The organism is Vibrio natriegens NBRC 15636 = ATCC 14048 = DSM 759 (assembly GCF_035621455.1).
Lineage (GTDB): Bacteria > Pseudomonadota > Gammaproteobacteria > Enterobacterales > Vibrionaceae > Vibrio > Vibrio natriegens.
The window spans coordinates 1,601,305-1,614,444 of record NZ_CP141823.1 but is presented as its reverse complement, the minus strand read 5'-3'; the positions used below and the strand labels follow the sequence as shown (position 1 = coordinate 1,614,444).

Annotated in this window: 13 protein-coding genes and 1 tRNA gene; 5 read left to right on the top strand and 9 right to left on the bottom strand. The window is 44.0% G+C overall.

Going from position 1 to position 13,140, the window contains the following annotated elements; all coding sequences use genetic code 11:
• Nucleotides 1-41: 41 nt before the first annotated feature.
• Complete coding sequence (locus VER99_RS21655; RefSeq protein WP_020336039.1) at nucleotides 42-977, bottom strand: universal stress protein; 936 nt, start codon at nucleotides 975-977, stop codon at nucleotides 42-44.
• Between the two features lie 377 nt (nucleotides 978-1,354).
• On the opposite strand from VER99_RS21655, the gene rnb reads away from it, so the two are divergent.
• Nucleotides 1,355-3,355, top strand: coding sequence for an exoribonuclease II (gene rnb / locus VER99_RS21650; RefSeq protein WP_014234497.1), 2,001 nt, complete (start codon nucleotides 1,355-1,357; stop codon nucleotides 3,353-3,355).
• Between the two features lie 76 nt (nucleotides 3,356-3,431).
• Here the strand turns inward: rnb and VER99_RS21645 are convergent, their stop codons facing one another.
• Entirely contained in the window at nucleotides 3,432-3,785 is a 354-nt protein-coding gene (locus VER99_RS21645; RefSeq protein WP_014234498.1) for a DUF3024 domain-containing protein, read from the bottom strand.
• 226 nt (nucleotides 3,786-4,011) lie between these two features.
• Between VER99_RS21645 and VER99_RS21640 the strand changes: the two genes are divergently transcribed.
• On the top strand, nucleotides 4,012-4,839 hold the full coding sequence (locus VER99_RS21640; protein WP_014234499.1) for a phosphate ABC transporter substrate-binding protein: 828 nt from the start codon (nucleotides 4,012-4,014) through the stop codon (nucleotides 4,837-4,839).
• 60 nt (nucleotides 4,840-4,899) lie between these two features.
• On the opposite strand, the gene VER99_RS21635 is transcribed toward VER99_RS21640, so the two are convergent.
• A complete protein-coding gene (locus VER99_RS21635; RefSeq protein WP_014234500.1) occupies nucleotides 4,900-5,580 on the bottom strand; it encodes a MaoC family dehydratase in 681 nt (226 codons plus the stop codon).
• A gap of 326 nt (nucleotides 5,581-5,906) precedes the next feature.
• Between VER99_RS21635 and VER99_RS21630 the strand changes: the two genes are divergently transcribed.
• The 3 genes from VER99_RS21630 to VER99_RS21620 all read left to right on the top strand — a co-directional run bounded on the left by VER99_RS21630 (nucleotide 5,907) and on the right by VER99_RS21620 (nucleotide 8,587).
• Nucleotides 5,907-5,997: transfer RNA gene (locus tag VER99_RS21630), tRNA-Ser, on the top strand.
• An 80-nt stretch (nucleotides 5,998-6,077) separates the two neighbouring features.
• Nucleotides 6,078-7,358, top strand: coding sequence for a tyrosine-type recombinase/integrase (locus tag VER99_RS21625; protein WP_020336041.1), 1,281 nt, complete (start codon nucleotides 6,078-6,080; stop codon nucleotides 7,356-7,358).
• Between the two features lie 110 nt (nucleotides 7,359-7,468).
• Entirely contained in the window at nucleotides 7,469-8,587 is a 1,119-nt protein-coding gene (locus tag VER99_RS21620) for a tyrosine-type recombinase/integrase (protein ID WP_020336042.1), read from the top strand.
• A gap of 351 nt (nucleotides 8,588-8,938) precedes the next feature.
• On the opposite strand, the gene VER99_RS21615 is transcribed toward VER99_RS21620, so the two are convergent.
• From VER99_RS21615 to VER99_RS21590, 6 genes are all read right to left on the bottom strand, one after another.
• On the bottom strand, nucleotides 8,939-9,952 hold the full coding sequence (locus VER99_RS21615; RefSeq protein WP_020336043.1) for a site-specific integrase: 1,014 nt from the start codon (nucleotides 9,950-9,952) through the stop codon (nucleotides 8,939-8,941).
• 129 nt (nucleotides 9,953-10,081) lie between these two features.
• On the bottom strand, nucleotides 10,082-10,315 hold the full coding sequence (locus VER99_RS21610; protein ID WP_020336044.1) for a hypothetical protein: 234 nt from the start codon (nucleotides 10,313-10,315) through the stop codon (nucleotides 10,082-10,084).
• Between the two features lie 39 nt (nucleotides 10,316-10,354).
• Entirely contained in the window at nucleotides 10,355-10,612 is a 258-nt protein-coding gene (locus VER99_RS21605; RefSeq protein WP_020336045.1) for a hypothetical protein, read from the bottom strand.
• Between the two features lie 30 nt (nucleotides 10,613-10,642).
• The gene (locus tag VER99_RS21600; protein ID WP_020336046.1) at nucleotides 10,643-11,248 is read right to left on the bottom strand and encodes a hypothetical protein; all 606 of its coding nucleotides are present in this window, start codon (nucleotides 11,246-11,248) and stop codon (nucleotides 10,643-10,645) included.
• 81 nt (nucleotides 11,249-11,329) lie between these two features.
• Nucleotides 11,330-12,067: a hypothetical protein gene (locus VER99_RS21595; RefSeq protein ID WP_020336047.1), complete on the bottom strand. Its 738-nt coding sequence runs from the start codon at nucleotides 12,065-12,067 to the stop codon at nucleotides 11,330-11,332.
• 229 nt (nucleotides 12,068-12,296) lie between these two features.
• Nucleotides 12,297-12,635 carry a hypothetical protein gene (locus VER99_RS21590; protein ID WP_020336048.1) on the bottom strand — a complete coding sequence of 113 codons (339 nt, stop codon included), beginning with the start codon at nucleotides 12,633-12,635 and terminating at the stop codon, nucleotides 12,297-12,299.
• Between the last annotated feature and the right edge of the window lie 505 nt (nucleotides 12,636-13,140).

Sequence of the window (13,140 nt, the reverse complement as noted above, 5' to 3'; positions counted from 1 at the left end):
AGACGTTAGCAATTCTCCTTGATGTTTTAATGAATATTGAGTTACTTAATCGGTGAAACAAATCCTTCCGGTTTCATCGCAACTAACGAGCAACTGATGGATTGCAGAATATTTTCTGCGGTATTACCAATGACGAACCCAGATATGCCGGTACGAGCAAGCGTGCCCATAACAAGCACATCAATTTCTAGCTCATCAACACAGTCAGGAATCTGGTTATCCGGTTTGCCGTGAAGAAGGTGAAGCACCATTTCGCCAGAAATGCCAGACTCTTCAATGAGACTTTGCAATGCTTGCTTATGCTTCAGTTTGGCGTGGGAAACTTCATTCTCCAGTTCGGTCTCATCGACTTGTATCCAAGCATTATCGTCTAAATAGTTCTCCAAGTAGTATTCCCAGCAAGAAATAATATGGAGCCGACTGTCACACGTGTCAGCGATCGAACGGGACAGCGCTAATAATCGTATTGACATAGCGTGTTGCTCGTCACTGGTCCTCATTGGATCAATCGCCACCGCAATACGTCGTTTGTTTCTCGGCTTATTGATTGGTCGATGTAACCAAACCGCACACGGACATTTTCGCAATAGCGTCATATCAAGAGCTTTAAAACCTTCTGACCCTTCATCAATAGGTTCAGCCTCTTTGATGATCAAATCATGCTCATGAGCAATGGCTTCTTGAATAATACAAACAGCGGGTTGCACGCTGCTTTTAACAGAAAGAGGAAACGGCACTTGCTCTTTAGCGGCACCATATTCGATGCGCAAGGCTTCTACCCTTGCCAGTAAAGAGTCATACAGAGACTGCTCATACCTTTGCTGATATTGAACCAAGTGGCTCGGAAAGTCGGGACAAGCAATAAGACCAGACACTTGAACGTGATCATTGGATGCGATTCTAATAGCTTGCCCTAGCGCGTCACTATGCCCAGGAAGTCCTTGGGTCGCAAAAAGTATGTTCTCAAACCTTTTCATATACGCCTCCTTGGTTGATTAAATCTTAACCAATGGGTGCTTTTTTTCTAGTTAACGATTGTAACGACGAGTAAATATAAACATCCATTCCATCGTTGAGCCTAGTACAGGCTTGTTTTCCATGTGTTACGTTTTTTAGAAGAAAGAACATACTTGGATGTCTTAACCAGAAAAGCGCGGCTCAATACCTTTATGAACACAATGATCACTATACAATCATTCCTATGCCAAGTAACATGTGTCGCAGTAACTATTTCGGTAAATTTATTGCGACCGCCGAATGCCTTCTTACGTTCGCTCTCTTGTTAGGAAAGAATGGTAAAGAGGCTTGGGGAAAGAAAATAAATTTATTAAAAACAATCAGATAGAAAATCAAGATGTTTCAAGATAACCCGCTATTAGCCCAACTTAAGCAGCAAATCCAAGAAAACCTTCCTAAAAAAGAAGGGTCAATCAAAGCAACAGATAAAGGCTTTGGTTTCCTTGAAGTGGACAGCAAAACCAGTTTCTTCATTCCACCTGCGTACATGAAAAAGTGCATTCATGGCGATAAAGTAGTCGCCATTATTCGTACAGAGAATGAACGTGAAGTTGCAGAGCCACAAGAGCTGCTAGAACAGTCACTTACTCGCTTTATTGGCCGTGTAAAAATGTTCAAAGGTAAGCTGAATGTTGTTCCTGACCACCCTCAACTGAAAAAGTTGTCGCTAAAAGCAAAACTAAAGAAAGGCCAAAAGCCAGATAACTTCAATGAAGGTGATTGGGTTGTCGGCCATCTTATTCGCCACCCTCTTAAAGGTGACAACTCTTTCTTCGTAGAAATCTCTGAAAAAATCACGGATGCTGACGATAAGATCGCACCATGGTGGGTAACCTTGGCACAAAACGATCTTCCAAACTCTGAGCCTGCTGGTATTGAGAACTGGGAGTTAAAAGACGACGCGGAATTAGACCGCGTTGATTTAACTCACGTTCCATTCGTAACTATCGATGGCGAGTCCACCAAAGATATGGACGATGCGCTGCATGCGAAGAAAACAGAATCTGGCGATTTTGAACTGACCATCGCGATTGCCGATCCTACCGCATACATTACGCCAGAAGATGAAATGGACAAAGTCGCTCGTGAGCGTGGCTACACGATCTACTTGCCAGGGCGCAACATCCCAATGCTGCCTCGCGATCTTGCTGATGACCTATGTTCTCTTATTGAAGGTGAAACTCGCCCTGCCCTTTGCTGTACCGTAAGCGTAAGTAAAGATGGTGTGATTGGTGATAACATCAACTTCTTTGCTGCGAACATTAAGTCTCACGCTCGTCTTGCTTATGACCACGTATCAGACTGGATCGAAAATGGCAGCTCTGATAAATGGCAGCCATCGGAAGATATCGCAACTATCGTACGTGACCTGTACGACTTCTCCGTTGCTCGTGCCGACTGGCGTGAAAAGAACGCGGTTGTATTCCCGGACCGTCCGGACTACCGTTTCGAACTTAGCGAAGACAATGACGTTATTGCCATTCATGCAGACATGCGTCGCAGTGCAAACCGTCTTGTAGAAGAGTCGATGATCACAGCGAATATCTGTGCTGGCCGCACGCTTCGCGATAAGTTTGAAACTGGCGTGTTCAACACTCACTCTGGTCTCAAAGCAGAGAAGATTGAAGAAGTTGTACAATTAGTTGACCCAGAAGGTACACATGGCTTCACAGCGGACACTATCGCGACACTGGAAGGCTTTGCAGCATTACGTCGTTGGTTGTCTACTCAGGAAACTTCATACTTGGATAACCGCATCCGCAAGTTCCAGGCGTACAGTGAAGTCGGCAATCAGCCACTTCCTCACTACGCGATGGGCCTAGATATTTACGCGACTTGGACATCTCCAATTCGTAAATACGGCGATATGATCAACCACCGTATGCTAAAAGCGGTGATTCTTGACAAAGAACCTGTTCAAAAGCCTGATGATCAAGTCGGTGAAGAACTGGCATTACACCGTAAGCACCACAAAATTGCGGAGCGTAATGTGTCTGACTGGCTTTACGCTCGTACTCTTGCTGAGGAGCCAAGCAAACAAACTCGCTACATCGGTGAAATTTTCGATATCAATCGTGCTGGTGCGCGTGTTCGCCTGCTTGAAAACGGCGCCGCGGCGTTTATTCCTGGCTCACTCATTGTTGACAATAAAGAACGCATTGAGTGCAACGGTGACAACGGTACTATCTCCATCGATAAAGAAGTGGTGTACAAGCTGGGCGATACGCTAGAAGTTGTCTTGGCAGATGTGAACCAGGAAAACCGCAGTTTAGTTGCTAAACCGACGCAAGTGTTCGCTGAGCCGCCAAAAGCACAGACGGAACAAACGGTTGAATAACACTGAATAAACCGAAACGAAAAAGGCGCTATCAAAGCGCCTTTTTTAATATTCAGCGGAAAAAATATTTAAAACACTACTCCCAGAAACACGCCTGAGGGTCGCTTTCTAGTTCACCCAGTAACACTTCAAGGGACTGGCTGTATGGCAGAGTTTCATAAGGTACCCATTTCAAGTCACCGGTTTGGTAACTCGGCACATAAAAACGCCAAAGTTGCGTTTGCACATCAAACAAAATTTTTGCTACTGGAGACGTATATTCACTGTGCTGTGAATCTAGCAGGAAATGTGCGCGATGAAGCTCCACACCATTTTCTACAGGTTCATACAAACACTTGCCCTGCTCTACGGGTAAATTCGCATTACGAGCAGAACAGAGTGAATGAACTAACTTGTATAAACGGCTGGTTGCCATTTGAGACACTGACATGAAAGATCTCCTGATAGGTAGTTCTTAGTATACACCTTACCCCAACGAAAAGAGGCACTCTAGCCCTTTTGTTTCTTCACGCGCGAGTGAGTAACATCTGATGTTCGCAAAAATAAAGCGCATTGAAAAGAAGGCATTTCCCTACTTCTGGACCGGTAAGTTCACAAAAGTGTAACCTCAACGAAATATCATGTGCGCTGCTTGATACCATTTTTTGGAGTTTAATATGTTACGTTTTACTGTGGCGACTCTGCTAGCCATGGCCATCGCTCTTCCTTCCGCTATGGCGAAAGAGGTGAATATCTCTGGCTCGACTTCCGTTGCTCGCGTTATGGATGTTCTTGCCGAGAAATATAATAAAACGCACCCTGATGACTACATCGCTGTCCAAGGCATTGGCTCGAGTGCGGGCATCACCATGGTGAACAAAGGTGTGGTTAAAATTGGGATGAGCTCCCGATACCTGACAGAAAGCGAAAAAGGAGAAGACTTAAACGTTATTCCAATCGCTTATGATGGTTTGGCAATCGTGGTAAACCGTGCAAACTCTATAGCAAACCTGTCTCAACAGCAGGTATTTGATATTTACAAAGGCAAAATTAAAAACTGGAAAGAAGTCGGTGGTGACGATCAACCAATCGCAGTTGTGACTCGTGAAGCATCTTCAGGCTCACGTTACAGTTTCGAAAGCCTAATGGGTCTTACCAAAATCGTAAACGACCGTTTAGTGTCTGATATCAGCCCTAATAATCTGGTAGTAAACAGCAACAGCATGGTGAAAACGATCGTAAACCATAACACGCGTGCAATTGGGTTTATTTCGGTAGGCTCGGTCGACCGCTCAGTGAAAGCTATCCAGTTTGAAGGTATTGAGCCAACCTCTGAAAACATCGCGAACCACAAATACACGTTGGCGCGACCTTTCTTAGTTCTATACAAAGTCGACGCACTGGACCAAGCAGGTAAAGATTTCGTGGCATTTTTGAAATCAGAAGAAGGCCAACAAGCCGTGGCTGAATACGGCTATACACCTGTGAAAAAGTTTGATCAATAGATAATCAATAAATAAAAAGAGAGCATTAATATGCTCTCTTTTTTTTGTTCTTTCTGTTGTTTAGAAATGCAGTTGAATAACAGAAACGACAACCGCTCCCGGACGACGGATCCCTTCAATTTCCACTTTGATTTCACGCTCAATCTCAAGGCCTTTCTTAATTGGCGTTACTTTGGTCAGTGTACTTACAGCACGAACGTTGTTACCCGCTTTTACCGGATAAGGGAAACGAACCTGGTTCAGACCAAGATTGACAACTAACTTCGCTGTTGGGAACAATGGCTTGTCTGGATCAACCGAGTCTGTCAGCTTTGGTAGCAACGCCAAAGTCAGGAACCCATGGGCAATAGTCGTCTTAAACGGTGACTCTGCAGATGCACGCTCAGGATCAGTATGAATCCACTGCATATCTTCAGTGACTGCACCGAACTGATTAATGCGCTCTTGAGACACATGTACCCAATCACCAACGTGAATGACTTCACCGACTTTCTCACTGAGCTCTTGGTATAACTTTTGAGCTTCCGGTGCCATGACGATTGGTTCAGGTTGAGGCGCAACTTCTTCGTTAATCGCCGGCTGCTGGTGATCGCGCACTTTCGAGAATAAGAAACTGTGCTGGGCTCTATCCAAAAAGTCACTCCAATAATCGCGTAGCGTTGGAGACATCCAATTCATAAACTCGGATTGATGTGCAGAAATCGCATCAACTTTGTCTTTAAATAGATTTGTGACCTTCATAAACACCCTTAGAAATTTAAGCTCAACTGGCTATACCAGTTAATTTTGAATTAGTTCACAAACTGATGCAAACACTTTCGGGCGAACACATGTATACTCAAAGGTGATTATTTCTTTATTTTCATAAAGATAGCAATAAAACACCATTTTATTGAAAAGTAGTGAGATAAAGTAAAAACTCTATAAAATGCCCTATTTTAATAGATATTTCTTTATCAGGACCTATCACAGCATAGACCTATGATTACAAAACAACCAAACAGTTCTTTTTCGTTAGTTCAAGGCTTTACAAGTTTTGTTACTCTCACTATCATACGCCCCACAACGGAGAGATGGCTGAGTGGTTGAAAGCACCGGTCTTGAAAACCGGCATACGTTAATAGCGTATCTAGGGTTCAAATCCCTATCTCTCCGCCACATTTAAACCGCTGATTTATCAGCGGTTTTTTCGTTTCAGGGCACCTAGGTTGGCTACAGTGAGTCAATTAGGTGAGTCAATGTATCTATTCAAAAACCGCTACTCTGTTTACTTTGTCAGACTTTGTACCCCAAAGACCTTAGTCAAACTCGGCTATCCATTCGATTTTAAGTTCAGCCTCAAGACCAAAATTCGCGCCATTGCGATTAGGCGAAGCCAACCAATCATCATAAAAGTTCTTGAGTCCCTAGATAAGGTTGATCCAGATAGGGATTGCCACAAGAAAGTGCGCTCAGAGATTGTTTCCACCGTTAATGCCTTGCGAGCTTCGTTTACTGATGAGGGAACGCACTACTCTCCCTCGATTTTTCAAAGTGGAACTAGCGAACCAAAAGCGATAAGAAATAACTTTGCCCAAGGCTACAAGTGGCAGCAGGACTTCATCGCCTCTAAACAACAACAGAGAATTACCAACCTTACGGTACATCAATTAAACCAAAGGACGCGCTACTTCCTTGATCATCTAAAAAAGAAAAAACTAAGCATTATGAAAGCCTCCTCTTCAGACTTAATGGCGTTTGCTGACCACTTACATATGTGGAGAAAGAGCTCAAAAACAAAGAAGGATTATTGGAGTGCAGCAAAGCAATTCGTTAAATGGTTACACCTCAAACAACACTTAAAAACGAACCCATTTGAAGGAATGTCAATGACATTTAAGTCAGAAAAATACGCTTCAGACCAAAGAGAACGATGGTCAAATGAGGAGGTAAAAACCCTACTCGCCTCTAACCTATTTAAAGCATCATCTTGCTCTCTTCAGTGGACAACACTGTTACTTATTTACATGGGGCTGCGGCCAACTGAAGCCTGTCAACTCACTGTTAACGACATTAAAACTGAGAAGGGGATGTTCGTTCTCAACATAACCGATAAAGGTGAGGCTCAGAAACTCAAAAATCAGCACTCGTTGCGCACTATCCCTATTCCTACCGTTCTGATCAAAAAGGGGTTTATCGACTATGTACGTCATCGCCGCCAGGTTAATAAGCTCTATCTATTTGATTGGAAACCAAGAGGGAACGATTGTGATTGGACCAAGCAATACCGAACTCAATTTGGGAAAATCCAAACGTCAATCAACATGAAACCCAATGACCGTCCAACAGCCTATGGCTTTAGACACACCTTTATCGACTGCTTGAAACAAACGGGGGTTGAAGAATACCAAGTTGCCGAAGTGGTCGGTCATGCTAACCCCAACATGACCTATGGCCGTTATGGAAAAAAGCTGACACTCGTCGCTTTAATAGCGGTGGTAGAAATGTTCAGCATAGATGATGACCAGCAAGCACTTTAAACCTGGCGACTATCTTGTGTTTTTTTTTTGGCTAAACACGTTTTTGCAAAGCCTGAATAGGGCTTACCCCTCCAAAGCAACAGCGCGGTGTTGTTGCAAAAGGAGTGAATATGTCGATCCTCAGAGACGCGCTTAGTAAGTACCAGCCCCTGATTACAAGCTACATCAATAACACATACGCAAAATCCACAGCAGCTGGCTATCGCTCTTGCTTAAAAGCTATTTGCGAAGATATTAGTGAGAACTACAAGTTTGAAGAAATGGTGTACAGCGACCTTGTCGAGCTCATCACAAACTGGCAAGAGCAATACACAAATAAAACCATTTCTAATCGCCTGATAGTATTAAGGAAGCTACTAGAAATGGCATATAACGATAACGTTTTTCAAAAAGACATGAGTAAAATGATCAAGGGGCTAAAAGCTGATACCCAATTAGAAGAGCAAAAACCATTTTCCAAAACCGACTTTGACAAAATGGAGAGCACGTCAACAACGCAACCTTCTGGTAAAAACCTTGCGTTGTTAGGCAAAGAAACAGGCTTGAGGATCCAAGAATTAATTGGCCTCTGTTGGAGTGATATAAACTTCAAAGAGCGAACTCTTTCTGTGTGTCGAGTCTGTACTCTTAAAGAATTTAAGCGACCTAAAACTAAACAGTCATTTCGAATAATTCCTCTGACCGATAAAGCGCTAGAGGTTTTGCATGCCCAGTTCTCTCTAACAGGAGCTAACGAATATATACAGATCATGATTCGAGATCATAGTAAGAAAGCTAGAACAACTCATGCTTTTACGCCCGTTTTCATTGATGACCTCACTGGTAAATATTTCACTGACAGTAAAGATTATGCCCAACGATTTTTCACGAAATTTCTTATCGCTGCTGGTTTAGAGCATCGTGGTCCCTCACAGTTGCGTCACTCATTCGCGTCCATTGCGATCAGTGCAGGTATTCCAGTTAAACTGATTTCTCAAATGATGGGGCACGCCGATTCATCCGTTACAGAGAGACATTACGCTCACTTGCTCCCAGAATGTCGTGAGAATATGCAAACTTTGCTCAATGAAGCATTGTCTTCAGCACAGCCAAAAAACTCTAAAGTGCAAAATGTTTCCCCCTTTAAATCTGGTGAAAGCAAACCTAAATCGACTTCGTTGATAGGCAAGTTAAAATCTACTTTAAAATTATTTAGTATGCTACCCAGCTTAGTGACGTTATCTTCCTAATATGATTAGGAAGATCTGAGCCCGAAATGATAAAGCCATATACAATCCATAACATCAATGAGTTGATATTCACCGATTTTTTGTAAAAACCTGGCGAGTACGCGACTCGAATTACGATCCAATATGTAAATATTAAGGGCTTCACGCTAGCCTTGCCGTGGAGTCTTCACTTAACAAGTTTGCGTCTTCCTTTATGTTGTTTTTAGAGTTAGAACCATGTCCAGAGTAGCAATAGTGTCCAACACATACAAAATAGTAGAACTGGTTCCTTCGGGAGCGTTTGAGGCACTCATCGCGACCAGAACAAAATTAATCAGACAGAGTTTGTGCTCTGGTATGCACGTTCACGCTTTATCCTAAGTATGCGTTAGTGATACTCACTCGATGATGCCCAAGCAGCTTGGAGATTTGCATACGCACTTCATAATCACGTTGTTTCGCTTCTGCTTCGCTGATGTTAAGCGTACTCGCAATGTACTGATGATGTTTTTTTCCATGCGCCACATTGGCCTGAACCGGGCACCGAACGCTCATAAGTTGATAGTACGTCTCACAAGCAAAGTGTTTACGTTCACCGTGACTCAGGTAAGAGGTATCTGCTTGTTTAGTTTGTCGCCACGCGTCGCTCTGAAAAGCTTTAAATGACATGTGGGAAGGGATAAGTGAATCCTGCCCAAGGGACTGCTGAAATGCCGCCACTCTCACCAGCAACCGGTACTTTTCTTCCGAGTCCACAGGCAACGGCCTTGACTGACCACCTTTCGTGCCACGTAGCAACATCGGTGCCCGTCCTCTGTGTAGCTCTTCTAAAACCCTAGACGCATCTAAAAGCGCACCTTCCCTGAACCTGACACCAAAAGCACGCTGCAATTGCATCACAAAGCCGACTTCAGGGGTGACCTTTGGTAGCACTTTTTCATGAAGTTCCTCTTTGACTGAGCCATCTAAGGTGGCAATGCCAGATTTTGGAGTAAAACCCAAATCCCGTGTCGCATTCACTACACACGCTTCATCCCCTCTCGCTTGTGCAAGTGCTCGATTGACATGAGAAAGATAATCGCGGGCGGTTGCTGGAGATAACAATTCTTCGTCGGCGTTGTTTTTCAGGAACTCACCAAAGCTAACCACGTGCTGCTTTTCTATCTCGTTTAACCGTTTGACAGGCGTATTGGTTTTGATGAAAGAGATAAAGTGCTTCAAAGCCGGTAACCTGGCTCTGTGAGTGTTAGTGACCATGCCGCCCTGATTTTCAAAACTGGCATTAATGAGCGCTTTAACCATGTCTCTCGACCCCAAATTGAAATTCGGCTTATTAAAGTCTCTTGGGGCCTTTGCCAGATGACCAACGTAGTTGCTCTTTTTCATGACTTACTCCTTTTTCGAGAAGGAAGTAAGACAAACGACACAACGCACAATTGTGTTCAGTCACTATTTAGGAGCAACATGAGCGCAGGCATCACCTCTCAGAACGAGGATATCGTATCGCCCACGTCTTTAACCTGAAATAATTGGGTTGATCAGCAGGTAGAACACCAGTATTCCCAAAATGATGCCTTTACAGAGCGTGGCCAAAATCACATCAAGAGTCTCGTTAAAAAAGCAGTGCCACCATGGTGCTCGGTTAAGTAGCGCATCGAGTTTTCTTTCCTGTGATTCAATACGTTGGTTTATAGCCTCGTTTTGCTTGTTGATGAGTTTCTTCACTTCCGCTTTCTCTTCTTCTGTCATGTGAACTCCCTTTTCTGTCGTGTCAGCCCGAAAACCCTGTTAATGCGCACTGCAATCTTTTTTGTATTGCTGGAAGTTGGTTTGGATTAAATGAAGTTCATCCTCACCGGCCATCGTTTGTTTCAGCGACTTTTCAACCTGCTCTTCATAACCCCGGCAGCGAGCCTGAAAGGTTGATTCAGATATGTGATTTGCTAACAGGAAAATAACCGTAAGTATCGTGAGTATCGTAATCGCCATTATTTCGATGCCTGGCTTGATTGGTTGCACTTCTGTCTCTTTTCTGTCCGTAGTCATATTCTGTCCTCTTGTTAAAAACCGAACGGCTTAAACCAGCCATCGTTTGTTTCGTTTCGGTTGCTTGTGCTCAAACCTAAAACCGCCAATATGGAATAAAACAATGACGACATAAGAGACCACCGCACTCAACCAGGCTTGTGTGGTTAACCCGAGGTATTCACCGCACGCCACAACGGCAAACGCCAACGTCACCGACACACCCTGTAAGTAGTACCAGTTAAACGTTGGCGGGCGGGAAAACAGCACCCGCCACTCTTCCAGCAAAATGGTTAAGACCAGGAACAATCCAACCCAAACGAAAAAGGTATCGTAGGCCCTGGCGGCGGCCCAATAATCCGGAAAGTCTGGACGATGAAGCCCCTTTAGCAGAGGTTGGTTGAGTTCGACTAAGAGCGTCAGTTGCCCATAAAAAAACGTTGTGATGACAAATGCACTAATGCCTGTCAGCACAAGGCGACTGCAAGCCAGTTGCTGGAGAGTTCGCAAAAATGACAGCTTAAAACTGGGCACAATGATGAAAAGCGAAATCAGCACCGTCAGCACGCCACTGAGTGAGATAGCCAACCATTCCGACACACTAGCAACGACGAGAAAGCAATAAAGAGTTAGCCCTATAAAGAGTATCAATAGCAAGGAGTCCTCCTGTTTTTTAAGACGCTAACGAGTGCGAGGAGGAACGGTCCACGCACTCGAGTTCAGAAACTATTCAGGCGTTCATGCCTGTGGGGCTAGAGGGTCTTTAAGGTGAAAATGAGGGCCACCCTTTGTACGGTTTCGATAGACGTACGCAATGTCTAAAGCGGCGGTAATTTCTAGCAGGAAGAAAAGCAGGTAGTTAGCCCCTTCTGGTGCATTCGAAGTACTCAAAGCAGTCAGTGAGTAACACATCATCACTAACATCATGATACTCACCGGCAGCGGCGGTATCGCCAACGAGGAATACGTGTCTTTATTGTGTTCGTCAAAGACTTCACCGATAGCGTTTGTCCTGCCCATTCCAAGACAACGGAACAGTGTTATCGCTCTTAACGGCATATAGACACCCGTCAGCAAAATCACAGCACCGACTGTGATCAGTAACTGTTCGAGCAGAGGCATGGGTTGTTCTACAGCAGAAATATCAGCCACGCTGTTTAACTCACCCATTGAAAGATAACTACTCACTGCGCACACAATGACAACGCCCCAACGCAGCGATGAGGATTGATTTTTCCACATTTTGGCCTGATAAAAGCGTTTTGGCGCAAGCAAAAAACCGGCGAGATAAAAGCCGAGGAACGGCAGAGTACCGACCAAAATCCCAAACGCCAGCCATCCCCACTGGCCAGAAGCGGAAACCAGCAATGTACTGAGCATTAACAGGCAAGCGCCTAAAACAAACAGGAGTAATACCTGCCCCAGACGTTTCATTAAATTGAAGAAGTTGATGGTACGTGATGTAAACATGGTCATAGCAATATCCTTATATGAATTACTCACTATCCATTAAATCAGGCTTGCCTTCTCCCACAAGTCAACACAAAACCATATATTTCAACAACTTACAAAACATTAAAAACACTATTTAATGATAAAAATGACACACCAGGAAAAACCAACCGATAAATAACGTCATTGCGACAACTCTCGCTGTGCTTTCCAACTTGAAGAAGGTCCTTATTCACTCAACATCCCAAACCCATCATTTGGGTCTGGGAACACGCCCGGTTAACTGCGCCATTTCGAAAAACAATTTTAAAATGGCGTACTTTTCTGCCCTCACTTGCGCGGTTTCACAACGGGTGCGCTGCCAATAACCAATGATTTGACGCTTGCCGACTTTCTGTAGTCGTTCGCCGAGATACGGCTCATGTATAAAGATGTCATCGAGTATCGCAATCAGGCGCTTAATTTGTTTGCGTCTAAACGGGATCCCTCGCTTGTGATAAGGCGCCATTACCGCCAAAATTTGCTTTTTAGTGTCGCGGTTCATGGTCACCCCAAAGAATTTGACTAAAAACTCGTCTGCTTTTTTGGGCACTGTCTGACACTTTTCTTTTTGTTACCATCATAATTCCTATATTCACACTACATGACGATCATATCCGTCAACGAAGTAGCGCAAAGCGCGGAATTAAGACAAAGTGTTAATGTTTATTTTTAATTAAACTTGTAACCAATTGAAATAAAGTCACAAAGTCATTGATTAATAGATTGGTACATAGCAATTGCGCAGCACACAGGCTGTTTCGATAAATGATGACGTCGTGGGAGTCAAGGTGTTCCCTCTTCCAGAGGTCAACATGGGCTTATTGCATCCTCACCTTTACTTATAGAACGCTTTCCACCTTTTGTGGATCAGTTGGGCGTGTTGCATCCTCGTTCTGACTGGTGCCGCAGTCGACAGCTGCATTTGGGCTTATTGCATCCTCCACCAGGGGGCTATGTGTTTTTTGTGCGTAGTGACGTTATGTATTGAGTGGGCATTGGGATAATAGCGCCAGACTTATGTCGCCTATTGTCGCTCTCAATCACCGAATAACGCT

Bases quoted from the DNA above. Each gene is read 5' to 3' on its own strand.
- VER99_RS21620 (WP_020336042.1), top strand. From the start codon at position 7,469: ATGTCGATCCTCAGAGACGCGCTTAGTAAGTACCAGCCCCTGATTACA.
- VER99_RS21610 (WP_020336044.1), bottom strand. From the start codon at position 10,315: ATGACAGAAGAAGAGAAAGCGGAAGTGAAGAAACTCATCAACAAGCAA.
- VER99_RS21645 (WP_014234498.1), bottom strand. From the start codon at position 3,785: ATGTCAGTGTCTCAAATGGCAACCAGCCGTTTATACAAGTTAGTTCAT.
- VER99_RS21615 (WP_020336043.1), bottom strand. From the start codon at position 9,952: ATGAAAAAGAGCAACTACGTTGGTCATCTGGCAAAGGCCCCAAGAGAC.
- VER99_RS21635 (WP_014234500.1), bottom strand. From the start codon at position 5,580: ATGAAGGTCACAAATCTATTTAAAGACAAAGTTGATGCGATTTCTGCA.
- VER99_RS21605 (WP_020336045.1), bottom strand. From the start codon at position 10,612: ATGACTACGGACAGAAAAGAGACAGAAGTGCAACCAATCAAGCCAGGC.
- VER99_RS21640 (WP_014234499.1), top strand. From the start codon at position 4,012: ATGTTACGTTTTACTGTGGCGACTCTGCTAGCCATGGCCATCGCTCTT.
- VER99_RS21655 (WP_020336039.1), bottom strand. From the start codon at position 977: ATGAAAAGGTTTGAGAACATACTTTTTGCGACCCAAGGACTTCCTGGG.
- VER99_RS21595 (WP_020336047.1), bottom strand. From the start codon at position 12,067: ATGACCATGTTTACATCACGTACCATCAACTTCTTCAATTTAATGAAA.
- VER99_RS21625 (WP_020336041.1), top strand. From the start codon at position 6,078: ATGTATCTATTCAAAAACCGCTACTCTGTTTACTTTGTCAGACTTTGT.
- rnb (WP_014234497.1), top strand. From the start codon at position 1,355: ATGTTTCAAGATAACCCGCTATTAGCCCAACTTAAGCAGCAAATCCAA.